Below are 24,490 nucleotides of genomic sequence, written 5' to 3'. Positions count from 1 at the left end.
GTCGTTTGCATTACGTCACGCGAGCATCAGGTCACGCGACGCGCGAACGTCGCCGCAAAAACTCGGGAATCGAGGTGACCACATCCGGCTTGCCCTGATTGCCTGCGATATACGGACTCCAAGGCTGCGCACGGATCGCGGTCTTCGTCTTCCACACGACGTTGAACTGGCCGTCCGCGCGCACTTCGCCGATCATCACCGGCTTGTGCAGATGGTGATTGCCGTCCATCTCGAGCGTGAAGCCCGACGGCGCCGCGAACTTCTGGCCGACCATCGCGACGCGCACCTTGTCGACGTCGGTGCTCTTCGCTTTTTCGACGGCCTGCTTCCACATGTGAATGCCGACGTAGGTCGCTTCCATCGGGTCGTTGGTCACGCGCTTCGTGCCGCCCGGCAGATTCTGCGACTTGACCCACGCGGCCCACTGTTCCTTGAACTTCGTGTTGCCCGGACCCTTCACCGACATGAAGTAGTTCCACGCGGCGAGGTTGCCGACCAGCGGCTTCGTGTCGATGCCGCGCAGCTCTTCTTCGCCGACCGAGAACGCGACGACGGGCACGTCGGTCGCCTTCAGCCCCTGGTTGCCGAGTTCCTTGTAGAAAGGCACGTTCGAGTCGCCGTTCACCGTCGAGATCACGCAGGTCTTGCCGCCCTGCGAGAAGGTCTTGATGCTCGCGACGATCGTCTGATAGTCGCTGTGGCCGAACGGCGTGTAGACCTCCTGGATGTCGGTTTCCTGGACGCCTTTCGACTTGAGGAAGGCGCGCAGAATCTTGTTGGTCGTGCGGGGGTACACATAGTCGGTTCCGAGCAGGAAGAAGCGCTTGGCGCCGCCGCCTTCCGCGCTCATCAGATATTCGGTGGCGGGGATCGCCTGCTGGTTCGGCGCTGCGCCCGTGTAGAACACGTTGCGCGACATCTCTTCGCCTTCGTATTGCACCGGGTAGAAGAGCAGGCCGTTCAGTTCCTCGAACACGGGCAGTACCGACTTGCGCGACACGGACGTCCAGCACCCGAACACGCACGCGACCTTGTCCTGCGTCAGAAGCTGGCGGGCTTTCTCGGCGAAGAGCGGCCAGTTCGATGCGGGATCGACGACGACGGGTTCGAGCTTGCGGCCCATCACGCCGCCGCTCGCGTTGATTTCGGCGATCGTCATCAGCGCCGTGTCTTTCAGCGACGTCTCCGAGATCGCCATCGTGCCCGACAGGGAATGCAGGATGCCGACCTTGATCGGGCCGCTGCCCGTATCGGCATGCGCGAAAGGAACCTTGCCCGCGAGCGCGAGCGCGCCCGACATGGAGCCGAGCTTCAGCAGACTGCGACGTTTCATGTGCTTCCCCTTGCCATAGGATGGTGACGAGTGGCGGACGGACTGCGCGTGTCCTTGCTTGTCTGGTTATGTGTGTGGACTGTTGCCGGGCCGGATACTGCAAGGCATATGCCAACTTTGCGTCGGGCGCGCCGATGCGCGCCGCGCTTGCTGCAAAGCGGCTCGCTGGCGGTGCGGTCGCACGAGACGTTATGCGCGCTGGGCGCGAAAGCGGTGCAGCGCAAGGGGCCGCGCCTCGTTCAGGTGCGCGCCGCGCTGCAACGGAGCGTGCGGCGCGATTCTTCAGATTCGCGGGCGCGACGTCGGTGCATCGTCGCTGCCCGGTTGTGCACGGTTGGGCGCGTGCTTACCGTGGTACCGTGGGCAATAAAAAAACGGCGGATGGGTTGCAGGCCCATCCGCCGTTTTGCTTGAGTGTGCCGCGATCAGAAGGCGACGTAAGGTCCCTTCTGGGAGCCTGCATACGCGTCGCTCAGCACCGTATAGACGCTGCGTCCGTAGAAGAACGGCAAGCCCCACATGAACATGCTGTTGAGCGGTGCGCCGAGATTGTCGTGCGCGGCGTAGCCCAGCGCGAACAGGTTCGACGAATTGGCGATGGCGAACGGGACCGTCGAGCGGACGTCGCCCGTTTTCGAGATCATTGACGCGCTCAGGTTCTGGGTGGTAGCGGGTATATACCAGCCGTTGCTCGGCGCAGAAACGGGCAGCGTCGAATCCTGGAAGAACAGCCCGTTCGATCCGCTATCGACGACGCTCGACATCGTGCTTCCGCCATAGGTCGTGTTGAACAGTCCGCGATCCGACACGTTGAGTCGCGTGGCGTTGGCAGGCAGCGCATTGTTGTCGCGCGTGCCGATGCCGAACAGCAGTTCACCCGTTACGGTCGCCCGGCCCGTTGCCGGCAGTGCGGGCAGGCGGATGATCGTGCCGTTGTTGTCGGTCGCGAAGGCGGAAACGGGGTTGGCCGTCTGACTCGCGAGCGGTACGCTCGCGGCGGCACACGACCACGACGTCTGACAGTAGTAGTACGTGGCCGCGAGCGTCGCTTGCGCCGCTTCCGGAAAGTCACGCGCCAGATGGCCGATGCCGACGATGCCGTTCGCGCCCAGATCCTGCACGGTGTTCATGCTGTGTACGCCGCGCCTGATGCAGTCGGAGGGTATCAACGTGAAGCCGCTGTCGCCGATCAACTGGATCGGGAGGTCGCTCGCCGTCTCGCCGCCGATCTTCACGTCGGCGCGGCGTATCGGACCCCACGTGTAGCCGGAAGCGAAGAGCGCGCACTGTGCGAGCGGCGCCTTGCCCGTCGAATCATTCGACGCCCCTGTCTGCACGGGCAATTTGCCGGCGAGCGCCGCGCCGAGAGCTGACGACATCACGCGTACGCCAACCGAGCCTGTGTCGAGCAGCATGTGATCCAGCGTTAGGCACTGAGATGCGCTCTGCGCGCCCGGCACGCAGAGTGTCACGCTGACATACGGCGTGTTGACGATCGTTGGGTCGAGCGTGTTGTCGATTGTGATGGGGACGCTGTTGACGACGACGGGCGGCGGATCGTTGGTGTTGGTGTTGGTGTTGTTGCCGGTCTGGTTAGTGTCGTTGTTCGCCGTGCTCGTTCCGCTTGCGGGCGTTGCTGCCGAAGGCGTACTCGCACCCGTCGGCGAACTGGCTGCCGCAGGCGTGCTGGCCGAGCCCGCCGGTCTCTTCGGTGCGGTATTGGTTACCGCTGGGCCGGAACTGTTATCGCTGCCGCCACCGCCGCCACATGCGCTCAGCGTGATGCTGGCCGCGAGTAGCACGGCGACTAAGGGGCGGGTCGAAGCGCGACGCGAGAAGTAGGTTTTCATTGCAGCGCATCCACATTGACGTTGGCGGGCACAAGCCGCGGCACGTAGGCCCGGCCAGCAAAAGCTCCCTGATGTCCAACCGATTCGACCTGCAACTCGCCATCCCGCGCGATCAGCGGGCCCGTGCCGCGTGCCGCGCGGCGTCCAGCGGCAATGAGGTTAGGAAAGTAGCTGCCGAGCAGCGCCTGCATGTCGGGTCGCGTCGGCCCTTGCCAGGTCACCGCAAAAACAACATTCGCCGCCGACGCATATTCGCGGACCGTGACGCCGTCGGCGGTTCGCGTTTCGTGAGTGGTGTACGGCGCGGAGGAAGCGGCCGCTGTCAGCGCGGCTCGCGAGCTAGCGGACGTTGCCGGAACGCTTGCCGATGGCAACGGCGCGGCGCCAAGCGTCGCATGGCCTGCGACGGGCGACAGCAACGCCAACGCCGCAGCAATCCTGATCGATTTCATACAGTTACGCTCCTGAAAGGAAGCGTTGTATGTTGATCGATCGATTTTTAGGATGGCGTAATAAACTTCCTGTTCGTCGTGGGAAAGTTCCGAAATTTCAAGGCGCGTCGCCGGACCCGGACGTGACGCTCAAAACCAAACGCCAAAACAAAAGCGCCGGCATAAAGCCGGCGCCCGATATGAAGCGTTGAAACGCAGCAGCGCTCAATAAGTCGGCACGGAAGCATCCACCTGACGCGACCACGCGTCGATACCGCCGTACAGATTGAACACGTCCTTGTAGCCGCGCGATTCGAGGAACATCGCGACCTGCGCGCTGCGCGCGCCGTGATGACAGATGCAGACGATCTGCACGTCATCGTCGAGTTCTTCGCTGCGCGCGGGAATCTCGCGCATCGGAATCGACACGCTGCCGGCGATCTTCGCCGTTTCGATTTCCCACGGCTCGCGCACGTCGAGGAGCACGGGCGTGGGACGCGATTTGTCGGCGAGCCATTCGGCCAGAGCGGGAGCGGTCAGGTTTTGCATCGTCAGCCTCGCGATTGAATCAGGGTCTTGCTCAGAACTTGAAGCGCGGCGCGTGCACGGCGTTCTGCAGCGGTTCGACAAAGGTTTCGAACACGTCGGCGATACGGAACTGCTTCTCGTCGACGCGCGTGATGATCTGCGCCTTCATCACGGGAGCGGTGCCGACGAATGCCGCCAGACGGCCACCGACCTTCAGTTGCTCGAGAATTTCCTGCGGCAGCACGGGCAGGCCGCCCGACACGCAGATGATGTCGTACGGCGCGGCAGCGGCCCAGCCGCGGGCGCCGTCGCCCGTCGCGACTTCGGCGTTCAGCACGCCGTTCGCGGCGAGGTTCGCCTTCGCGAGTTCGGCCAGTTCCGGCTCGATATCCACCGTCAGCACGTGCTGTGCACGATGCGCGAGAAGCGATGCCATGTAGCCCGAACCCGCGCCGATTTCCAGCACCGTTTCGTGCTTCTTCACCGCCAGTTCTTGCAACACGCGTGCCTCGACGCGCGGTGCGAGCATGTGCTGGCCGGCGGGCAGCGGAATTTCGAAATCGACGAACGCCAGCTCGCGGTATGCGGCGGGCACGAAATTCTCACGCTTGACGATCGACAGCAGATTCAGCACGTCCTGGTCGAGTACTTCCCACGGACGGATTTGCTGTTCAATCATGTTGAAACGCGCTTGTTCGATGTTCATGATCAATTCGGCGGTGTGGTTGGACGCGGGAGTGGGCAAGCGGGTGTATTGAGGAGACCACTTTTCCCGTTGTTCCCGATGTTCGTTAACTGTGAAATTGTACCAAACCGCGCGGGGCCGCCGCCCGCTCGCGGGCACATCGTCTGCTCGCGGCCGGGTCGACCTTGCATGGCGTGCCTCGGTGAAAGTCCCTACGCGATAGGACTTGCGATTAACGCTCCCGTCGACCAAAAATGTAATCGATTACATTTTGCGAGCGAAATCCGGTGGACAAACCGTCCGAGCGCACCTTTCAACATGCCGCCCAGCGTGACCCGCAAGGCCCGGCCGATGGCGGCTCGCGCGGCGCCGGGGAAGGGCTGTCGATCGCCGGCGTCGCCGAGCAGGCGGGCGTGTCCGTGGCGACGGTGTCGCGCGTGCTGAACGGCCATTCGAACGTCCGCCCGGCAACGCGCGACAAGGTGCTGGCCGCCGTCGCGACGAGCGGGTATCGCGTGAACGAACTCGCGCGCAATCTGCGCACGGCCGAAAGCCGCCTGTTGTTGACAATGGTGCCCGACGTCGGCAATCCGTTCTACGCGGAAGTGATCCGCGGCATCGATGTCGTTGCGCGTCAGCACGGCTACTTCATGCTGTTGTGCGACACGGGCGCCGATCCCGGCCGCGAGCGCAGCTATTTCGACCTGCTGCGGCGACGCCGTGCGGACGGCGCGATCTGCCTCGATCCCGCCACCGTGCAGCAGGCGCTCGCCGAGGAATCGAACGCGCTGCCGTGGGTCGCGTGCTGCGAGTTCGATTCATCGGTGGGCGTGCCGTATGTGGGCATCGACAATTACCGCGCGGCGGGCGACGCTGTGCGCCATCTGCTCGCGCGCGGCCACCGGCGCATCGCGCTGATCAACTCCGACGATCACTACCTGTACGCGCAACAGCGCCAGCGAGGCTATCTGGACGCGCTGCGCGAGGCCGGCATCGAGCCTGACGAACGCTGGCGCATCAACGTGAACAGCCTCGACTACGAAGCGGGCGCCTCGGCGGCGGCGCTGCTGATGACGCTGGCCGACGCGCCGACGGCCGTGTTCGCCGTCTCCGACACGCTCGCGATCGGCGTGATCAGCGGCCTGCGCAGCGTCGGCAAGCGCGTGCCGGACGATGTGGCCGTCGCCGGTTTCGACGACATCTCGCTCGCCGCGCAGATCGACCCGCCGCTCACGACGATCGCGCAGCCGATGCGCGAACTCGGCGAAACAGCCGCGCGTCTGTTGCTGCAGCGGCTCGCGAATCCACTCGAGAACGTGCCGGGCGTGCTGCTGCCGCATCGGCTCGTCGTCCGAAAGAGCGCCTGAGGGAAGCCGCGATGAGCCTCGCCGTCCGTTTCGACGATATCCGCAAAGATTTCGGCCCCGTGCGCGTGCTGCACGGCGTGAGCTTCGATCTCGCGCCCGGACGCATCTACGGTCTGCTCGGCGAGAACGGCGCGGGCAAGTCGACGTTGATGAAGATTCTCGCGGGCTACGAAACGGCGACGGAAGGCACGGTGCTGATCGACGGCCACGCGCAGCAGTTCGACGGCTCGCGCGATGCGGAAGCAGCGGGAATCGTGCTGATTCACCAGGAGTTCAATCTCGCCGAGCATCTGACGATCGCGCAGAACATGTATCTCGGCCACGAGAAGCGCAAGGGTTTCTTCGTCGACGACACGGCGATGCGCAGCGAGGCGAAGCGGTATCTGGAGCAGGTCGGTCTGCACAAGCATCCCGATACGAAGGTGCGCGATCTGATCGTCGCGGAAAAGCAGATGGTGGAGATCGCGAAGGCGCTGTCGCGGCGCGCGCGGCTCCTGATCATGGACGAGCCGACGGCGACGCTCACGCCCTCCGAAACGGAGCGCCTCTTCGCGCTGATGAGCAAGCTCAAGGCCGACGGCGTGACGATCGTCTACATCTCGCACAAGCTCGATGAAGTCGAGCACATCACCGACGAAGTGATCGTGATGCGCGACGGCCGCTTCGTTGCGCGCAGCGAGACGGCACTGCTCGCGCGGCAGCAGATGGCGAACCTGATGGTCGGGCGCGAACTGTCCGACATGTTCCCCGACAAGACGCCGCCCGCCGCCGATGCACCCGTCGCGCTGAACGTGCGCAACCTGAGCGTGCCCGAGTGGGTCGACGATCTGAGCTTCGAGGTGCGCGCGGGCGAAGTGTTCGGCTTTGCGGGACTGGTCGGTGCGGGCCGCACGGAAGCGTTCGAGGCGATCATCGGTTTGCGCAAGCGCACGGCGGGGACGATCGAAATCGCGGGACGCAAGGCCGATCTGCACACCCCGCGCGATGCGATGCGACGCGGGCTCACGTACTTGAGCGAAGACCGCAAGGGCAAGGGTCTGCATGTGAACCTGAGCCTGCAGGACAACCTGACGCTGATGACGCTCGACCGCTACGCGCATCCGTTGCTCGACATGAAGGCAGGACGCGAAGCGTTGACGCGTGCCGTGCGCGAGTTCGGCATTCGCACGGGCGACCTGGGAAGCCGTGCGCGCATGCTGTCGGGCGGCAATCAGCAGAAGCTCGCGCTCGCCAAGTTTCTGCAACCGGATCCGAACGTGATCGTGCTCGACGAACCGACGCGCGGCGTCGACATCGGTGCGAAACGCGACATCTATTTTCTGATTCACCGGCTGGCTGCCGAAGGGCGTGCCGTCGTCGTCATTTCATCGGAACTGATCGAGCTGATCGGGCTATGCCATCGCGTCGCGGTGATGCGCGCGGGCCGGCTGCAGGCGACGCTCGGTGCCGGCCATCTGACCGAAGAGGAGTTGATCGCTCATGCAACGGGCACACACTGACGCCGCGCCGGCGGGACGCGCGATGCGGATTGCGCATCGCCTGCACGGGCTGGGGCCGCTGGCCGGTCTGATCGTGCTGTGCATTGCGGGCACGCTGCTCAATCGCGATTTCGCCACCGTCGACAACATGATGAATGTGCTCACGCGCACGTCGTTCATCGGGATCATTGCTGTCGGCATGACCTTCGTGATTATTTCTGGCGGGATCGATCTTTCTGTTGGGTCGATGGCTGCGTTGATTGCGGGCAGCATGATCTGGTTGATGAATGCGCTGGCTGCGTCACCAGGCGGTCATGCGTTTGCGCCTTTGACGATTGTGTTGATCGGGATTGGGAGTGCTTTTGTGCTCGGCGGCGCGTTTGGGTGCGCTCACGGGTTGCTCATTACCAAAGGGCGTATCGAGCCTTTTATCGTCACGCTTGGGACGTTGGGGATTTTTCGTGCTGTGCTGACGTGGCTTGCTGACGGTGGCGCGTTGACTTTGGATAACAATCTTTCCGATCTCTATGGGCCTGTTTATTACGCGAGTCTGTTTGGTGTGCCTGTGCCTATCTGGGTGTTTCTTGTTGTTGCCGCTGGCGGTGCATTGATTCTGAATCGCACGGCGTTTGGGCGGCATGTGCAGGCTATCGGCTCCAATGAACAGGTCGCTCGTTATGCCGCTATTCGTGTCGATACCGTCAAGATCGTGACTTATGTTTTGCTAGGGATTTGTGTTGGGGTTGCTACTGTGCTTTATGTGCCTCGGCTTGGGTCTGCGACGCCTACTACGGGTTTGCTTTGGGAACTTGAAGCTATCGCTGCTGTTGTGGTTGGTGGCACCGCGCTTAAGGGCGGTGAAGGGCGTGTTGTTGGTACTGTTATTGGGGCTGTGCTGCTCTCTGTCATCGCTAATATTCTTAATCTCACTAGCGTCATTAGCGTTTATTTGAATGCTGCTGTGCAGGGTGTTGTCATTATTGTTGTCGCTTTCTTGCAGCGAGGGCGGCGGTGATTCTTTTGGTGGCATCCGCTCTATGTTTTCGGTCTATTAGCGTTGCCCCTGTGCGGGGCGGCACCTACTTTTCTTTGCAGCGGCAAAGAAAAGTAGGCAAAAGAAAGCCGCTTTTGAACCTCCAGTGCCGGCCAGGATAACGCCACGGCACACGTTCTTTGAGCTGTCGCGCAGTGACGCCAACACTCCGTAGAACGCCCGCAGTCAGGGGCGCGCGGCGCGAAAGATGACATCCACCTGGAGCACGTTCGGTCGGCTTGTTTTTGTGTGCTTGTTTTTGTGTGTTTGCCGTCGGTCTGATTGCGGCGTTATGTGCTCCAGACCGTGTGCGGGTTTTCGCGCTATGCGCGGTTGACTGCGGGCTTTCTACGGAGTGTTGGCGTCGCTGCGCGATAGCTCAACTGCGGCATGGCGCAGCGCGAACCTGGCAGGCACCGGAGGTTTGAAGCGGCTTTCTTTTGCCTACTTTTCTTTGCCGCTGCAAAGAAAAGTAGGTGCCGCCCCGCACAGGGGCGACGCATGAAGTACGGATACGAAATCGCGGATGCAAGCGAAAGACCCGAAAGAGCAGTTCCATTGACGAAGACAAACAGGAGACAGAAGCCATGAAGCAGATGATCCGAGCACTAAGCGCGGGTGCGCTGGCGTTAGGCGCCATGTTGACCCTGACAACACCTCAAGCGTACGCAGACGAAAAAGTAACCTTGGGCGTAGCCATTCCAACTGCCGATCACGGCTTCACAGGCGGCATCGTCTGGTGGGCGAACAAGGCAAAAGCGGATCTGGAGAAAGCGCATCCAGACCTGAAAGTAATAGTAAAAACAGCAGCCAACGCACCGGAACAGGCGAACCAGCTGCAAGACCTGGTAACGGTGAACAAGATCAACGCGCTGGTGATCTTCCCGTACGAATCGGCGTCGCTAACACAGCCCGTCGCGCAGGTGAAAAAGAAAGGCGTCTACGTGACAGTAGTCGACCGCGGCCTGACAGACACCACGGCACAAGACGCCTACGTCGCAGGCGACAACACCGCCTTCGGCAAGATCCCGGCCGAATACCTGGCGAAAGCACTCGACGGCAAAGGCGACATCGTCGCGCTGCGCGGCATCCCGACGACACTCGACAACGAACGCTGGAACGCCTTCACAGGCGTGCTGAAGGGCTATCCGAACATCAAGATCCTCGACGCCAAATACGCGAACTGGAATCGCGATGACGCCTTCAAGGTGATGCAGGACTACCTGACGCGCTTCAAGCACATCGACGCCGTCTGGGCCGCCGACGACGACATGGCCGTCGGCGTGATGAAGGCAATCGATCAGGCCAAGCGCAGCGACATCAAGATCGTGTTCGGCGGCGCGGGCTCGAAGGGCATGGTGAAGAACGTGATGGACGGTGCGCCGCTCATCAAAGCCGATGTGTCGTATTCGCCGAAGTTCATCTACGACGCGATCAAGCTGACGGCCGAAGCGCGCCTCAAAGGCGACAAGCTCCCGCCGACGACGATCATTCCTTCCGTGCTGATCACGAAGGAAAACGCGAAGGACTTCTATTTCCCCGATTCGCCGTTCTGATCGCGAGTGTCGTGCTTCGCAGGGAAACGCGCGAAGCACGACGCCTTCTCCGCAGCAGCTAATCCATCGCAGGGAGCAGCACGATGAAAACGATCAAAGGGCCGGCGATCTTTCTCGCGCAGTTCATGGGCGACGATGCGCCGTTCGATAACCTCGCGCATCTCGCGCAATGGGCCGCAGGTCTCGGCTACAAAGGCATCCAGGTTCCCGCCGATCCGCGCCTCGTCGATCTCGAACAGGCGGCGGCAAGCCAGACGTATTGCGACGATCTGCTCGGCGTCGTCGCAAATGCGGGCGTCGAAATCACCGAACTGTCGACCCATCTGCAAGGGCAACTCGTCGCCGTGCATCCCGCGTATGACGTGCTGTTCGATGGGTTCGCCGCGCCTCATGTGCGCGGCAATCCCGCCGCGCGTACCGAATGGGCCGTGCAGCAACTGAAGTGGGCTGCGAAGGCATCGGAGCGTCTTGGCCTCAACTCGCATGTGACGTTTTCGGGTGCGCTCGCGTGGCCGTACGTCTATCCGTGGCCGCAGCGTCCCGCCGGTCTCGTCGAAGCCGCATTCGACGAACTCGCGCGTCGCTGGACGCCCATTCTCGATGCGTTCGATGCTGCCGGCGTCGACGTTTGCTACGAGCTGCATCCCGGCGAAGATCTGCACGACGGCGTCACGTTCGAGCGGTTTCTCTCGGCTGTGAAGGATCACAAGCGCGCGAACATCCTGTTCGATCCGAGCCACTTCGTGTTGCAGCAACTCGACTACCTCGCGTTCATCGATATCTATCACGAACGCATCAAGGCTTTTCACGTGAAGGACGCGGAGTTTCGTCCGAATGGACGACAGGGCGTGTACGGCGGATACAGCGGCTGGGTCGAACGCGCGGGACGTTTCCGCTCGCTCGGCGATGGGCAGATCGACTTCGGCGCGATCTTCTCGAAGATGGCGCAATACGATTTTCCGGGCTGGGCGGTGCTCGAATGGGAGTGCGCGTTGAAGCATCCCGAAGACGGCGCGCGCGAAGGCGCAGACTTCATCCGGCGGCACCTCATCCGCGTGGGCGAACATGCATTCGACGACTTCGCGGGCAGTGGCGCGGATGCCGCGCAGTTGAAGCGCGTGCTCGGACTCTGACGCGGACGATGCACGACAGGAGCAGATCGCGATGACACGAAGACTCAGACTGGGGATGGTCGGCGGCGGGCAGGGCGCTTTTATCGGCGCAGTGCATCGGATCGCGGCTCGCATCGACGATCGCTTCGAACTGGTAGCGGCTGCGCTGTCGTCGGACCCTCAACGCGCGAAGGCAAGTGCCGACGAAATCGGCGTCGCGCGCAGCTACGCGAGCTGGGACGAGATGGCGCGTGCAGAAGCCGCGCGCGACGACGGCATCGACGCTGTGTCGATCGTCACGCCCAATCACCTGCATGCGCCCGTCGCGACGGCATTCCTCAATGCCGGTATCCACGTGATCTGCGACAAGCCGCTCGCGATGTCGCTCGAAGAGGGCGAAGCGCTCGCGCAACTCGCGCGCGACAAGAACCGGCTCTTCGCATTGACGCACACGTACTCCGGCTATCCGATGGCGCGCCATGCGCGCGAACTCGTCGATGCGGGCGAGATCGGCGAGATTCGCGTCGTGCAGGTCGAATACGCGCAAGACTGGCTCGCCACGCCGATCGAGTTGACGGGCGACAACCGTCAGGCGGCGTGGCGCACCGATCCGAAGCAGGCGGGCCGCGCGGGCTGCCTCGGCGATATCGGTACACACGCGTATCACCTTGCCGCGTTCGCGACGGGCATGCTGCCGACGGAAATCGCTGCGGAATTGCATACGTTCGTGAAAGGCCGTCAGGTCGACGATCACATTCAGGCGATGCTGCGCTACGAGAACGGCGCGCGCGGCATGTTGTGGGCGAGCCAGGTGGCGAGCGGCGCGGAAAACGCGCTGCGTCTGCGCGTGTATGGAACGAAGGCGGGTATCGCGTTCGATCAGGAGAACCCGAACGAACTCCAGTTCACGCCGCTGGGCGGCGCGATGCAGAAGCTCACGCGCGGGCGCGTCGACAGCGCCATTGCGCGGCATGCGACGCGTGTGCCCGCCGGGCATCCCGAAGGTTATCTGGAAGCGTTCGCGCAGTTGTACAAGGATGCCGCGCTGCAGATCGAAGCGATCGACGCGGGTTTGCCCGTGCCGCCCGAAAGTCGTTTGCTAACGACCGTGGACGATGGCGTCGCGGGCCTGCGCTTCATCGACGCCGTGTTCAAAAGCCACACGAAGCTCGCGTACTCACGCGTGAAAAACGCCTGACATCGAGTCACCCATCTAGCCCTTGCTGCGCTTGATCTGTTCTTCGAACGCGGCGTCGAGCTTGCTGATCTTGCGCGGCTTCTTTGGGCCGTAGGCATCGACGAATTTGACGAAATCGTCGAGCGGCAGCGGATCGGACACCTTCTGGTCGGTGCCGCTCGATTTGTCGACGAGATAGAACAGTCCGCCCGACAAGCTGATCGCTGCAAAGCGAGGATTGCCGCTGCGGGTCTTCAGCCGTTCGACGGCGTGGATGGCTCGGGTCGTGCGCATGATGAGGTGTTGCCGTGCAGTGCTTGAGTTTTTGAGATTGCTGCACGATTCTACGACGTATACTCGCCCGCCGTTCATCGGCCGCACCTCCTCCTATCATGCTCGCGTCGCCTGTCGGCGTGACGCAGAACCTCGAAACGATACCCGCCATGCCCTCAGTCCCGGAAGCTCTCGATGCGCTTGCTCATGCACCCGACGACATCGAGAAGTTGCGCGCCGTCTGTCTCGCGCTGCTCGAAGACATGCGCGACGACGAAGTGCTGCCGTACACCGAGCGCGCGCTCGCGATCGAGCCGCGCGATCTTCATTTCGTCAACTGGCGCGCACATGCGCTGACGCTGCTGGGCCGTCATTTCGATGCCGTCGCGACGTGGCGCAACCATGCCGCGCTGCCGTGGCGGCCCGCTTACTACGCGATGAGCCTCGGCCAGAGTCTCGTGATGTCGGGCGATACCGAGCGCGGCATTCCGATGCTGCGCGACGCGTGGCAGCAGGCCGCCGCCGAAGGCGAGTGGTTCGTGCGCAAGGCCGAACATCTGTACGGCGAAGCCTTGCTGCGCAGCGCGCGTCCTTCGGGGTTCGAGCCGTGGCTCGCGCGCAATCAGGGCGACACGGGCAGCTATCGCCCGGCCGATATTCCGTTGTGGCAGGGCGAACGGGATCTGTGTGGCAAGCGCGTATTGATCACGCATCAGCTGGGTTTCGGCGATCAGTTCCTGCTGTTTGCTTGCGTGCAGCAGTGGCGCGCGGCGGGCGCCGAGCTGATGATCACCTGCGATGCTCAATTGCATCCGCTGCTGCAGGCGTCGCTGCCCGATTGCCGCGTCGTGAGCGCGGCGCGACCGTTGCGGCGCGACGAGCCGTTGCCGGAGGCGGTGATGAGCGAAGTGCATGCGTTCGCGCCCGATCTGTACGCGACCCTGTTGCATCTGCCGTTGCTGGCCGCGCAGCAGACGCCGCTGCCGTCGCCGTTCTTTCCGGCCTGGCTGCGCGCGCCTGAGACGGAGCGTGAAACGGCGGCCGCATGGGCGCGCGATCTGCGTGAGGCGCAGTCGGGCAAATCGCTGATCGGCATTTTCTGGGACTGCAACCAGCGGCACGCGCACGAAGTCGGCGCGGTGATGCGTTGTTCGGCGATCCGGCGCAGCTTGCCGCTGACGGAAGTCGATCACCTGGTGACGCAGCCGTCCGTGGCGGCGAAGCGGCATTTCGTGAGCCTGCATCATCCCGCCGTGCAGAGCTTCGCGGGGATGCCGTCGGGCAATATCAGTGTGTATGTACCGGGGATCCGGTCGTTTGCGGAAACGGCCGCGTGCATCGAGCAGCTGGATGCTGTCTTCGCCGTCGATTCAGGCGTCGCGAACCTGAGCGCGATGCTCGGCAAGCTGACCTTCGTGCCGCTCAATCTGGCGAGCGAATGGCGTTGGGGCGTAGAGGGCGATCGCTCGCCGTGGATGGCGAATCTCAAGCCGCTGCGTCAGACGCTGATGGGCGACTGGCGCAGCGTGATCGACGAGGCGATTGCGTTGCTGTCGTAGCGATCCGATCCGATTCGAGTCGTTACGCCCGGGGAATCGCTTACTGACTCAGATAGGTAAACTTCCCGCCCTTGATGATCCCCATCACGCTCGCCCGTTGATCAAGACCGACGTGATCCTTGGCGCTCGTATTCACGACGCCGTTCGGCACCACCAGTTCATGCGCATGTTCGAGTTCCGTGCGCAGCGCTGCGCGAAACTCCGGCGTGCCCGGTTGCGCCGTCTTCAACGCACGCGCGACGGCATCCTGCAAACGCGGATAGACACCCGCCGCATCGCCCGCAAACTGCGTCACCGTGTTGGGCCCATATTGCTTTTCATACGCATCGACGAAAGCGAGCGCGGCCTTCTTCGCGGGATGATCGGCGGGCAGCGTGCGCGCGACGACGACCGGCTGTGTCGGGAACAGCGTACCTTCGACATCCTTGCCGCCGAGCTTGATGAACTCCGGCGTCGCGATGCCGTGCGTCTGATAGATCGCGCCCTTGTAGCCGCGCTCGACGAGCGTACGCTGCGGCAGCACGGTCGGCGTGCCCGCGCCCGCGATCAGCACGGCATCCGGCTTCGCGGCCATCAGCTTCAGAATCTGGCCCGTGACGCTCGCGTCCGTGCGGTTGAAGCGCTCTGTGGCGACCACCTGAATGTGGCGCAGCGCCGCGAACTTCGTGAACTCGTTGAGCCAGCTGTCGCCATAGCTGTCCGCGAAACCGATGAAGCCGACCGTCTTCACGTTGTGGTTCGACATGTAGCGCGTCATCACGTCGGCCATCGCGCTGTCCGTCTGCGCCATCTTGAACGCCCAGATCTTCTTGCCTTCCTGCGGCTCGACCACACTTGCCGAGCCGATCAGCGTAATCATCGGCGTCTGGCTTTCGGCGACGGGATCGAGCGCCGCCAGCGCGGCCGGCGTGATATTCGGCCCGACGATGACGTCGACGTGGTCCTCGTTGATCAGCTTGCGGATGTTGCGCACGGCCGCGCCCGGATCGGAGCCGTCGTCGAGCACGATGTATTGCGCGGGCTGCCCGGCGATCGTCTTCGGCCACATCAGCATCGCGTTCTTGCTCGTGATGCCGATAGCGGCGGCGGGCCCCGTGCTCGACAGGTCGATGCCGACCTTGATGTCCGCGTGCGCGGCGGCGGCGACGAACAGCGCGCCGATCGCGGCGGCGCGCGTCAGATGGCGCAAGGTGGTTTTCAGCTTGTTCTTGTTGTGCGACGACATGCGAAAGATCTCCTGACAGATGACGTTGTAGCTAACGTGGCTGTTGTGCGGCTGTAGTTATAGCGAATCGAAAAGCTCAAAGCTCGTACGTTTCGTGCTCGCCCTTGAGCGCCTGCTCGATCAGCCGGCGGTTCAGGTTCGGCGACAGCAGTTCGACGAGCGTATACACATAGCTGCGCAGATACGCGCCGTGCTTGAGGGCGACGCGCGTCACGTTGCTGCCGAACAGGTGCCCGACGGGCATCGCGCGCAGATGGCGGTCACGTTCGGCGTTGAACGCGATGTCGGCCATGATGCCGACGCCCAGTCCCAGTTCGACGTAGGTCTTGATCACGTCGGCGTCGATTGCTTCGAGCACGATGTCGGGATGCAGGCCGCGCAGCCGGAACGCGTCGTTGATCTTGGTGCGGCCGGCGAACGCGTTGTCGTAGGTGATCAGCGGATATTGGGTCAGATCGTCGAGCGACAGCAGCTTGCGCTCCAGCAGCGGGTGATCGGCGGGCATCACGGCGAGATGATGCCAGGTGAAGCAGGGCAGCGACACCAGTTCCTTATAGGTGGAGATCGCTTCCGTCGCGATCGCCACGTCGGCCTGATCGTGCAGCACCAGTTCGGCGACCTGCGTCGGGCTGCCTTGCAGGATCGACAGATGCACCTTCGGGAAGCGCTTCTTGAACTCGGCGATCGCGGCGGGCAGCGAGTAGCGCGCCTGCGTGTGCGTCGCGGCGATCACGAGATTGCCCTGATCCTGCGCCGCGTAATCTTTACCGACCCGCTTCAGACTTTCCACCTCCTGCAAGATCCGCTCGACTGACGCCAGGATGATCCGCCCCGGCTCCGTCAGCGAGCGCACGCGCTTGCCGTGCCGCGTGAAGATTTCGACGCCCAGCTCGTCTTCCAGCTCGATGATCGCCTTGGAGACGCCAGGCTGGCTTGTATACAGCGCCTTGGCGGCTTCCGTCAGGTTGAAATTCTGGCGGACGGCCTCGCGCACGAAGCGGAACTGATGCAGGTTCATATATAACCTCGCCGCATATCAAAAGAATTTTTTAGTCGTTTGAAATATAAGGCGAGTTTATTACGATTTGTCCAGTTTTTCCAATATGGATATCTGTTTTTGTCATTAGCAAATGAGAGATGCGTCTAAACGGCCTGCCGCCGTCGCGCTCAAAGCTGACTGGCAATGACGAATCCGAGGCGCGGCGTAACCGGAACGCCGTGTCGTGTGAGACGAACACAAACCCTGGGGTCCCCGAATGTACCAATACGATCAGTACGACCAGACCATCGTCGATGAACGCGTCGCGCAGTACGCCGACCAGGTTCGTCGCCGTCTGTCGGGCGAATTGAGCGAAGAAGAGTTCCGTCCGCTGCGCCTGCAAAACGGTCTGTACTACCAGCGGCATGCGTACATGCACCGCATCGCGATTCCGTACGGCAACCTGCGCAGCGACCAGCTTCGCATGCTCGGCACGATCGCGCGCGAACACGACCGCGGCTACGGCCATTTCTCGACGCGTTCGAACATCCAGTACAACTGGATCAAGCTCGAGGAAACGCCGGAAATCCTGCGCAAGCTCGCGTCCGTCCAGATGCACGGCATCCAGACGTCGGGCAACTGCATCCGCAACATCACGGCCGATCAGTTCGCGGGCGTCGCACCCGACGAAATCGTCGATCCGCGTCCGTGGGCGGAAGTTCTGCGCCAGTGGTCGACGTTCCACCCCGAATTCGCGTGGCTGCCGCGCAAGTTCAAGATCGCCGTGTCGGGCACGAAGGAAGACCGTGCAGCCGTGCAGATCCACGATCTGGGCGTCTATCTGAAGAAGAACGCCGAAGGCGAAGTCGTCGCGAGCATTCTGGCGGGCGGCGGTCTCGGCCGTACGCCGATCATCGGCGCGATCATCAAGCAGGACCTGCCCTGGCAGCATCTGCTGACGTACTGCGAAGCCGTACTGCGTGTGTACAACCGCTACGGCCGCCGCGACAACATGTACAAGGCGCGTATCAAGATTCTCGTGAAGGCGCTGTCGCCCGAGAAGTTCGCACAGCAGGTCGAAGAAGAATGGCAACACCTGAAGGACGGTCCGTCGACGCTGACGGAAGCGGAAGTCGCGCGCGTGTCGCAGTACTTCCAGCCGCCCGTGTATGAAAAGCTGCCGGACACGGATACGTCGTTCGAAAAGCATCTGCTCGACAGCAAGGCGTTCGCGCGCTGGGTCGAACGCAATGTGCGTCCGCACCGCGTGTCGGGCTATGCGTCGGTGACGATTTCGCTGAAACCGACGGGCATCGCCCCCGGCGACGCGACGGACAAGCAGATGGAAGCCGTCGCCGATTGGGCCGACGAGTACTCGTTCGGTGAGATCCGCGTGTCGCACGAGCAGAACCTGATTCTCGCGAACGTGAAGAAGCGCGATCTGTACGCGCTGTGGGAAAAGGCCAAGGCGCAAGGTTTCGCGACGGCGAACATTGGTCTCCTGACCGACATCATCGCGTGCCCGGGCGGCGACTTCTGCTCGCTCGCGAATGCGAAGTCGATTCCGATTGCGCAGTCCATCCAGGAGCGTTTCGACAACGCCGACTTCGTGTACGACCTCGGCGACCTGTCGCTGAACATCTCGGGCTGCATGAACTCGTGCGGTCACCATCACGTCGGCAACATCGGCGTGCTGGGCGTCGACAAGGACGGCTCCGAGTGGTACCAGGTGTCGCTCGGCGGCGAGCAGGGCACGGGCGCGGACGGCGCGAAGCTCGGCCGCGTGATCGGCCCGTCGTTCTCGGCGGAAGAAATGCCGGACGTGGTGTCGAAGGTGATCGACACGTTCGTCGAAAACCGCATCGACGGCGAACGCTTCATCGACACGTACAACCGCATCGGCATCGCACCGTTCAAGGAACGCGTGTACGCATCGCGTCAACCGGCTCACGCGTAACGGGAAGGGACAAAACAGATGGCATCGATTATCAAGGACCGCGCAATCGTCAACGACGACTTCACGGTTGTCCGCGCAGCCGAAGACGGCGCGCTGCCCGACGTGAGCGCCTTGCCCGCTGGCAAGATCATTGTTCCGTTCGCGCTGTGGCAAGCGTCGCGCGACGAACTGACGGCCTCGCGTGCCGCAGGTGATATCGGCGTGTGGCTCGAGCCGGACAGCGAACCCGCCGACATCGTCGCGGACTTCGACAAGCTCGCGCTGATCGCAGTCGATTTCCCGGTGTTCCGCGACGGCCGCGGTTACAGCATCGCGCGGCTGTTGCGCGAGCGCTATGGCTACAAGGGCGAAATCCGCGCGATTGGCGACGTGCTGCGCGACCAGTTGCGCTTCTACGAGCGCTGCGGCTTCGACGCGTATGCGCTGCGTGCCGACAAGGACATCAACGACGCGCTGAAGGCGTTCACCGAATTCACGGTGCAATACCAGGGCGCATTCGACGATCCGTCGCCGCTGTTCCGTCGACGCGAAGCCGCCGCTGCCGCACAAAAGGCCGCCGTATGACGGACGCTGTCACTGTGTCGCCGGAGCTTCAGGCGAAGATCGAACGTCTCGACGCGCTGCTCGATTCGATCGGTCAGCGTCACGAGCAGGTGAAGTTCGCGAGCAGCCTCGCGGCGGAAGACATGCTGCTGACCCACGCGATCCTGTCGCGTGGCGTGAAGATCGGCATCTTCTCGCTGAACACGGGCCGTTTGCATGCGGAAACGCTCGGCATGATCGACCGTGTACGCGAGCGCTATGGTTATGAGATCGAGCAGTTTCATCCGCAAGCCGCTGCCGTCGACGAATACGTCGCGCAGCATGGCCTGAATGCGTTCTACGAAAGCATCGATCTTCGCAAGCGCTGCTGCGAAATCCGCAAGGTCGAACCGCTGAATCGCGCGCTGTCGAATGTCAGCGCGTGGGTCACGGGCCAGCGTCGCGAGCAGTCGGTGACGCGTGCGGAACTGCATGAGGAAGAGCAGGATCACGCTCGCAACATCGCGAAGTACAACCCGCTCGCTGACTGGACGGAAGCCGATGTCTGGGCTTACCTGAAGGCCTTCGACGTGCCCGTGAATCCGCTGCATGCGCGCGGTTATCCGAGCATCGGCTGCGAGCCGTGTACGCGCGCGGTGCGCCCCGGCGAAGACAGCCGGGCAGGGCGCTGGTGGTGGGAGTCGCGCGATACGAAGGAATGCGGCTTGCACATCACGACGATCCCTGTTTCGGTGATCGGCCAGAATGCATCGGCCTGACGCTCGAATGGCACAGCAGGCAGCGCAGATTTCGATTGAATCTTTACGTGCCGCACGCATCTGGTGAGAACCCGATCATGCGACACGAACCAAGGAAGGATCCAAACATGAGCACGACGCTCGATTCCCATGTCAACGCACCGCTGTCCGTGACGGCGAACCGGATGGATCACCTCGACTGGCTCGAGGCCGAATCGATTCATATCCTGCGCGAACTCGTTGCCGAATGCAGCAAGCCTGCGCTGCTGTTTTCGGGCGGCAAGGATTCCGTCGTCGTGCTGGCGCTCGCGTTGAAGGCATTCGGCCTCGGCGCGAACCGCAAGACGCAGCTGCCGTTCCCGCTCGTGCACATCGACACGGGTCACAACTACGACGAAGTGATCGACTTCCGCGATCGCCGCGCGCAAGAGATCGGCGCGGAACTCGTGGTCGGTCACGTCGAAGATTCGATCAGGAAGGGCACCGTGCGTCTGCGCCGTGAGACGGATTCGCGCAACGCCGCGCAAGCCGTCACGCTGCTCGAAACGATCGAGCAATACGGCTACACGGCGATGATCGGCGGCGCGCGCCGCGACGAAGAAAAGGCGCGTGCGAAAGAGCGCATCTTCTCGTTCCGCGACGAGTTCGGTCAGTGGGATCCGAAGGCGCAGCGCCCGGAACTGTGGAGCCTGTATAACGCGCGGCTTCATCAGGGCGAGCACCTGCGTGTGTTCCCGATCTCGAACTGGACGGAACTCGACGTGTGGCAGTACATCGCTCGCGAGAACCTCGAACTGCCGTCCATCTACTACGCGCACAAGCGTGAAATCGTGCGCCGCAACGGCCTGCTCGTGCCGGTGACACCGCTCACGCCGATCCGCGAAGGCGAGTCGAGCGAAGAAGCGCTGGTGCGCTTCCGCACGGTCGGCGACATCAGCTGCACGTGCCCCGTCGAAAGCGATGCGGACGATGTGGAAAAGATCATCGCCGAAACGGCCGTGACGGAAATCACGGAACGCGGCGCGACGCGGATGGACGACCAGACGTCGGAAGCGGCGATGGAACAGCGCAAGAAGCAAGGTTATTTCTAAGAGCACGCAGAGGAAGAGTGAATATGAGCACCACGCATCAACCTGAAGACCTCGGCGTGCTTCGTTTCATCACGGCAGGCAGCGTCGACGACGGCAAGAGCACGCTGATCGGCCGCCTGCTGTACGACAGCAAGGCTGTGCTGTCGGATCAGCTGTCCGCGCTGTCGCGCGCGAAGAACAAGCGCACGGTCGGCGACGAAATCGACCTGTCGCTGCTGACGGACGGCCTCGAAGCCGAGCGCGAGCAGGGCATCACGATCGACGTCGCGTACCGCTACTTCGCCACCGCGAAGCGCAAGTTCATCATCGCCGACACGCCGGGCCACGAGCAGTACACGCGCAACATGGTGACGGGCGCATCGACGGCGCACGCGGCCATCATTCTCGTCGACGCGACGCGCGTCACGTTCGAGAACAACGAAACGCAACTGCTGCCGCAAACCAAGCGTCACAGCGCGATCGTCAAGCTGCTCGGCTTGCAGCACGTGATCGTCGCGATCAACAAGATGGACCTCGTCGAGTACAGCGAAGCGCGCTTCAACGAGATTCGCGATGCGTACGTCGCGCTCGCGCGCCAGCTCGGTCTGAACGACGTGCGCTTCGTGCCGGTGTCGGCGCTGAAGGGCGACAACATCGTGACGGCGAGCGAGCGCATGCCGTGGTACGCAGGCGAGCCGCTGCTCGACGTGCTCGAAGCGCTGCCCGTCGATTCGGCTTCGCATGAAGCGCTGCGTTTTCCGGTGCAATGGGTGGCGCGCCAGGACGGCAGCCAGGCCGACGATTTCCGCGGCTACATGGGCCGTGTCGAGTCCGGCGAAGTGAAGCTCGGCGATTCGATCGTCGTGCTGCCGGCGAACCGCGCGGCGACCGTCGCTGAAATCATCGCGCCCGTGCCGGGCGGCACGGCGCAGGTGGACCGCGCGTTCGCGGGCCAGACGGTGACGATCCGTCTCACGGAAGACGTCGACGTGTCGCGCGGCGATACGTTCGTGCACGCATCGGCGCCTGTGCAGCCGGCGAAGAAGCTCGAAGCGGACCTGTGCTGGTTCGACGAGTCGCCGCTGTCGACGGCTCGCAAGTATCTGCTGAAGCAGACCACGAACACGGTGTTCGCGCGTGTCGGCGGCATCCAGCAGGTGCTCGACGTGCATACGCTGTCGCATGCGACGGACCGCCACGAACTGAAGATGAACGATATCGGCCGCGTGTCGCTGACGCTGCAAAAGCCGATCGTCGCCGACGAGTACGATGCGCATCCGGGCACGGGCGCGTTCGTGCTGATCGACGAAGCGACGCATCACACGGTCGCGGCCGGCATGATTCGTTCGGTTTCCGCCTGAAGTCACGAAGCGGAACGGAGCCAGGCAAATGGGTAAGGTGTATCTGATTGGCGCGGGGCCGGGTGCGGCGGACCTGATCACGGTTCGCGGCGCGCGGCTGCTGGAGCGCGCCGATGTCGTGCTGCACGATGCGCTCGTCGAGCCGGCTATGCTCGACTACGCGCCGCACGCGCGCAAGATCGCGGTGGGCAAGCGCTGCGGCAAGCGCTCGACGGCGCAGCACTTTATCAACAAGCAGATCGTCGATGCCGCGAAAGAGCACGGCCTGGTCGTGCGTCTGAAGGGCGGCGATCCGATGCTGTTCGGTCGCGCCGACGAGGAAATGCGCGCGCTCGAAGCGGCGGGCATCGAGTATGAAGTCGTGCCGGGCATCACGGCGGCGCTGGCGAGCGCGGCGTCGCTGCGTCGTTCGCTGACGCTGCGTGGCGTATCGCGCAGCGTGGCGCTTGCGACGCACAGCCGCGCGCCCGATTCCGCCGAGATTCGCGAGCAGGTGAATGCCGATTCCCTGGTGTTCTACATGGGCCGCGACAGCGCGCCCGAGATCGCGCAGCAACTGATCGACGCGGGCCGCGCCGGCTCGACGCCGGTGGCAATCGTGGAAGCATGCTCGACGCCGCGCGAGCGGATGCTGACGCTGACGCTCGACGGCCTTGCTGCCGGCGATGCGCAGTTGTGGCTCGACGCGTCGCAGCCTTCGCTGCTGATGATCGGCGATGCGTTCGCCGAGCGCGTGTCGAGCGGGCAGTCGGACGCCGATGCTGAACACGACGAGGCGGCGTTGCGCGTCGCTTGAGTCTTTGCGTTCTCTTTCCGATCGGCCGCATTCGCGTGAGTGAATGCGGCCGATTGCTTTCCGGGTGGCATGCGCGTTGCAACGAGCGATAAGATTTCCTTTCGCCAGGCATTCAACGCACATCACATGACCCATTCTCCGATTCGCCGTTCCCTGCTGATTGCACTTGCTGCCGCGCCTGTTGTTGGCGTGCGCGCGCAGCCTGCGTCGTCCGTCGCACTCAATCTGGCCGCGCATGAGCGGTTTGCGCAGCTCGAAGCATCGAGCGGCGGGCGGCTTGGCGTGGCGGCCATGAGGACGTCGGATGGCGCGTACGTGAGCTATCGCGAGTCGGAGCGGTTTCCGCTGTGCAGCACGTTCAAGCTGATGGCGGTTGCATTGATCCTGAAGCGCAGCATGGCCGAAAAAGGCTTGCTCGAAGAGCGCGTGCGCTACGGCGACGCGGATCTCGTCGCCAATTCGCCCGTGACGAAAGGGGGCGCGGGCGAGGGCATGACGATCGGCGAGTTGTGTGCCGCGGCGCTTCAGCATAGCGACAACACGGCGGCCAATCTGTTGCTGACGGCGCTTGGCGGGCCCGAGGTGTTGAACGAGTTCGCGCGTTCGATCGGCGATACGTGGTTCGATCTCGCGCGTCGTGAGCCGGAACTGAATGCATCGGTGCCCGGCGACATGCGCGATACGACGGCGCCGCGCGCGATGATGCAGGACGTGCAGAAGCTGCTGTTATCGGATGATGTGCTGGAGACGCCGCAGCGCGAGAAGTTGAAGGCTTGGATGCTGGGCAATACCACGGGCGCTAGCCGGATTCGCGCTGCTGTACGTTCGACGGGGTGGGCTGTTGCCGACAAGACGGGCAGTGGTGACTATGGCACCGCGAATGATGTGGCCGTGGTGTATGGGCCAAGTGTGGCCTACGCCCTGGCCATCTACTTCACTGGCGTGACGCCTAAAGAAACGCCGCCGCAAGATGCTATCGTCGATGAGGCTGCGCGGATTGTGTTCGATGTGCTTCGGTGAGCGGGCATGGGCCGCTCTTTTTTTCGCTGGCGTCCGCGGTTTCGTATCGGTTTGCTAGCGTTGCCCCTGTGCGGGGCGGCACCTACTTTTCTTTGCAGCGGCAAAGAAAAGTAGGCAAAAGAAAGCCGCTTCAAACCTCCGGTGCCCGCCAGGATAACGCCACAACACATGTTCTTTGAGCTGTCGCGCAGCGACGCGAACACTCCGTAGAAAGCCCGCAGTCAGGCGCGCGCAGCGCGAAATATGACATCCACCTGGGGCACATTCGGTCAGCTTGTTCTCGTGTCTTTGCTATCGGTTTGATTGCGGCGGTATGTGCTCCAGACTGTGTGGGGCGCGCGCCGTGCGCGGTTGACTGCGGGCTTTCTACGGAGTGCGGGGGTCGCTGCGCGACAGCTCAGAGAACCTGTGCCGTAGCGT

General features: G+C 63.0%; 23 protein-coding genes. 15 read left to right on the top strand and 8 right to left on the bottom strand.

Annotation, left to right across the window (positions count from 1 at the left end; genetic code table 11):
- Positions 1-31 precede the first annotated feature (31 nt).
- From urtA to QEN71_RS25325, 3 genes are all read right to left on the bottom strand, one after another.
- The gene (gene urtA / locus QEN71_RS25335) at positions 32-1,333 is read right to left on the bottom strand and encodes an urea ABC transporter substrate-binding protein (protein ID WP_201659069.1); all 1,302 of its coding nucleotides are present in this window, start codon (positions 1,331-1,333) and stop codon (positions 32-34) included.
- 425 nt (positions 1,334-1,758) lie between these two features.
- Positions 1,759-3,183, bottom strand: coding sequence for a DUF3443 domain-containing protein (locus QEN71_RS25330; protein ID WP_201659072.1), 1,425 nt, complete (start codon positions 3,181-3,183; stop codon positions 1,759-1,761).
- Entirely contained in the window at positions 3,180-3,635 is a 456-nt protein-coding gene (locus tag QEN71_RS25325; RefSeq protein WP_201659074.1) for a DUF2844 domain-containing protein, read from the bottom strand. Before QEN71_RS25325 ends, QEN71_RS25330 begins: the two co-directional genes overlap by 4 nt.
- 29 nt (positions 3,636-3,664) lie before the next feature.
- On the opposite strand from QEN71_RS25325, the gene QEN71_RS25320 reads away from it, so the two are divergent.
- On the top strand, positions 3,665-3,826 hold the full coding sequence (locus tag QEN71_RS25320) for a hypothetical protein (protein WP_201659077.1): 162 nt from the start codon (positions 3,665-3,667) through the stop codon (positions 3,824-3,826).
- Positions 3,827-3,839: 13 nt separating this feature from the next.
- On the opposite strand, the gene QEN71_RS25315 is transcribed toward QEN71_RS25320, so the two are convergent.
- Positions 3,840-4,163 carry a rhodanese-like domain-containing protein gene (locus tag QEN71_RS25315; protein WP_201659080.1) on the bottom strand — a complete coding sequence of 108 codons (324 nt, stop codon included), beginning with the start codon at positions 4,161-4,163 and terminating at the stop codon, positions 3,840-3,842.
- Positions 4,164-4,194: 31 nt separating this feature from the next.
- Positions 4,195-4,848, bottom strand: a complete 654-nt coding sequence (locus QEN71_RS25310) for a protein-L-isoaspartate O-methyltransferase family protein (protein WP_201659083.1) — start codon at positions 4,846-4,848, stop codon at positions 4,195-4,197.
- Between the two features lie 359 nt (positions 4,849-5,207).
- On the opposite strand from QEN71_RS25310, the gene QEN71_RS25305 reads away from it, so the two are divergent.
- The 6 genes from QEN71_RS25305 (at position 5,208) to QEN71_RS25280 (ending at position 12,571) form a co-directional block, all read left to right on the top strand.
- Entirely contained in the window at positions 5,208-6,194 is a 987-nt protein-coding gene (locus QEN71_RS25305; RefSeq protein ID WP_201659228.1) for a LacI family DNA-binding transcriptional regulator, read from the top strand.
- Positions 6,195-6,205: 11 nt separating this feature from the next.
- On the top strand, positions 6,206-7,693 hold the full coding sequence (locus tag QEN71_RS25300; protein WP_201659086.1) for a sugar ABC transporter ATP-binding protein: 1,488 nt from the start codon (positions 6,206-6,208) through the stop codon (positions 7,691-7,693).
- Complete coding sequence (locus QEN71_RS25295; protein ID WP_201659089.1) at positions 7,674-8,687, top strand: ABC transporter permease; 1,014 nt, start codon at positions 7,674-7,676, stop codon at positions 8,685-8,687. The genes QEN71_RS25300 and QEN71_RS25295 overlap by 20 nt, the downstream gene beginning before the upstream one ends.
- Positions 8,688-9,292: 605 nt before the next feature.
- Complete coding sequence (locus QEN71_RS25290; RefSeq protein WP_201659092.1) at positions 9,293-10,261, top strand: substrate-binding domain-containing protein; 969 nt, start codon at positions 9,293-9,295, stop codon at positions 10,259-10,261.
- 83 nt (positions 10,262-10,344) lie between these two features.
- Positions 10,345-11,394, top strand: coding sequence for a sugar phosphate isomerase/epimerase family protein (locus QEN71_RS25285; RefSeq protein ID WP_201659095.1), 1,050 nt, complete (start codon positions 10,345-10,347; stop codon positions 11,392-11,394).
- A 31-nt stretch (positions 11,395-11,425) separates the two neighbouring features.
- A complete protein-coding gene (locus QEN71_RS25280) occupies positions 11,426-12,571 on the top strand; it encodes a Gfo/Idh/MocA family protein (RefSeq protein WP_201659098.1) in 1,146 nt (381 codons plus the stop codon).
- Between the two features lie 15 nt (positions 12,572-12,586).
- Here the strand turns inward: QEN71_RS25280 and QEN71_RS25275 are convergent, their stop codons facing one another.
- A complete protein-coding gene (locus QEN71_RS25275; RefSeq protein ID WP_201659101.1) occupies positions 12,587-12,844 on the bottom strand; it encodes a hypothetical protein in 258 nt (85 codons plus the stop codon).
- Between the two features lie 149 nt (positions 12,845-12,993).
- Between QEN71_RS25275 and QEN71_RS25270 the strand changes: the two genes are divergently transcribed.
- A complete protein-coding gene (locus QEN71_RS25270; RefSeq protein WP_201659104.1) occupies positions 12,994-14,382 on the top strand; it encodes a hypothetical protein in 1,389 nt (462 codons plus the stop codon).
- Between the two features lie 40 nt (positions 14,383-14,422).
- Here QEN71_RS25270 and QEN71_RS25265 read toward each other — a convergent pair whose 3' ends face one another.
- A complete protein-coding gene (locus QEN71_RS25265) occupies positions 14,423-15,607 on the bottom strand; it encodes an ABC transporter substrate-binding protein (RefSeq protein ID WP_028370207.1) in 1,185 nt (394 codons plus the stop codon).
- A 76-nt stretch (positions 15,608-15,683) separates the two neighbouring features.
- The gene (locus QEN71_RS25260; protein WP_028370208.1) at positions 15,684-16,625 is read right to left on the bottom strand and encodes a CysB family HTH-type transcriptional regulator; all 942 of its coding nucleotides are present in this window, start codon (positions 16,623-16,625) and stop codon (positions 15,684-15,686) included.
- 238 nt (positions 16,626-16,863) lie between these two features.
- Here QEN71_RS25260 and QEN71_RS25255 point away from each other — a divergent pair, with 238 nt between their 5' ends.
- The 7 genes from QEN71_RS25255 to bla all read left to right on the top strand — a co-directional run bounded on the left by QEN71_RS25255 (position 16,864) and on the right by bla (position 24,070).
- Complete coding sequence (locus QEN71_RS25255; protein ID WP_201659107.1) at positions 16,864-18,543, top strand: nitrite/sulfite reductase; 1,680 nt, start codon at positions 16,864-16,866, stop codon at positions 18,541-18,543.
- Between the two features lie 18 nt (positions 18,544-18,561).
- Positions 18,562-19,107: a DUF934 domain-containing protein gene (locus QEN71_RS25250; protein ID WP_201659110.1), complete on the top strand. Its 546-nt coding sequence runs from the start codon at positions 18,562-18,564 to the stop codon at positions 19,105-19,107.
- On the top strand, positions 19,104-19,844 hold the full coding sequence (locus QEN71_RS25245) for a phosphoadenylyl-sulfate reductase (protein ID WP_201659113.1): 741 nt from the start codon (positions 19,104-19,106) through the stop codon (positions 19,842-19,844). The genes QEN71_RS25250 and QEN71_RS25245 overlap by 4 nt, the downstream gene beginning before the upstream one ends.
- A 107-nt stretch (positions 19,845-19,951) precedes the next feature.
- Positions 19,952-20,914 carry a sulfate adenylyltransferase subunit CysD gene (cysD, locus tag QEN71_RS25240; protein ID WP_201659116.1) on the top strand — a complete coding sequence of 321 codons (963 nt, stop codon included), beginning with the start codon at positions 19,952-19,954 and terminating at the stop codon, positions 20,912-20,914.
- A 23-nt stretch (positions 20,915-20,937) separates the two neighbouring features.
- On the top strand, positions 20,938-22,254 hold the full coding sequence (locus QEN71_RS25235) for a sulfate adenylyltransferase subunit 1 (protein WP_201659118.1): 1,317 nt from the start codon (positions 20,938-20,940) through the stop codon (positions 22,252-22,254).
- Positions 22,255-22,282: 28 nt separating this feature from the next.
- Complete coding sequence (cobA, locus tag QEN71_RS25230; protein WP_201659121.1) at positions 22,283-23,050, top strand: uroporphyrinogen-III C-methyltransferase; 768 nt, start codon at positions 22,283-22,285, stop codon at positions 23,048-23,050.
- Positions 23,051-23,176: 126 nt separating this feature from the next.
- Positions 23,177-24,070 carry a class A beta-lactamase gene (bla, locus tag QEN71_RS25225; protein ID WP_201659124.1) on the top strand — a complete coding sequence of 298 codons (894 nt, stop codon included), beginning with the start codon at positions 23,177-23,179 and terminating at the stop codon, positions 24,068-24,070.
- Positions 24,071-24,490: the final 420 nt, after the last annotated feature.

It is taken from the genome of Paraburkholderia sabiae (genome assembly GCF_030412785.1).
Lineage (GTDB): Bacteria > Pseudomonadota > Gammaproteobacteria > Burkholderiales > Burkholderiaceae > Paraburkholderia > Paraburkholderia sabiae.
The sequence above is the reverse complement of the archived record's forward strand: the minus strand, read 5'-3'. Positions and strand labels throughout refer to the sequence as shown.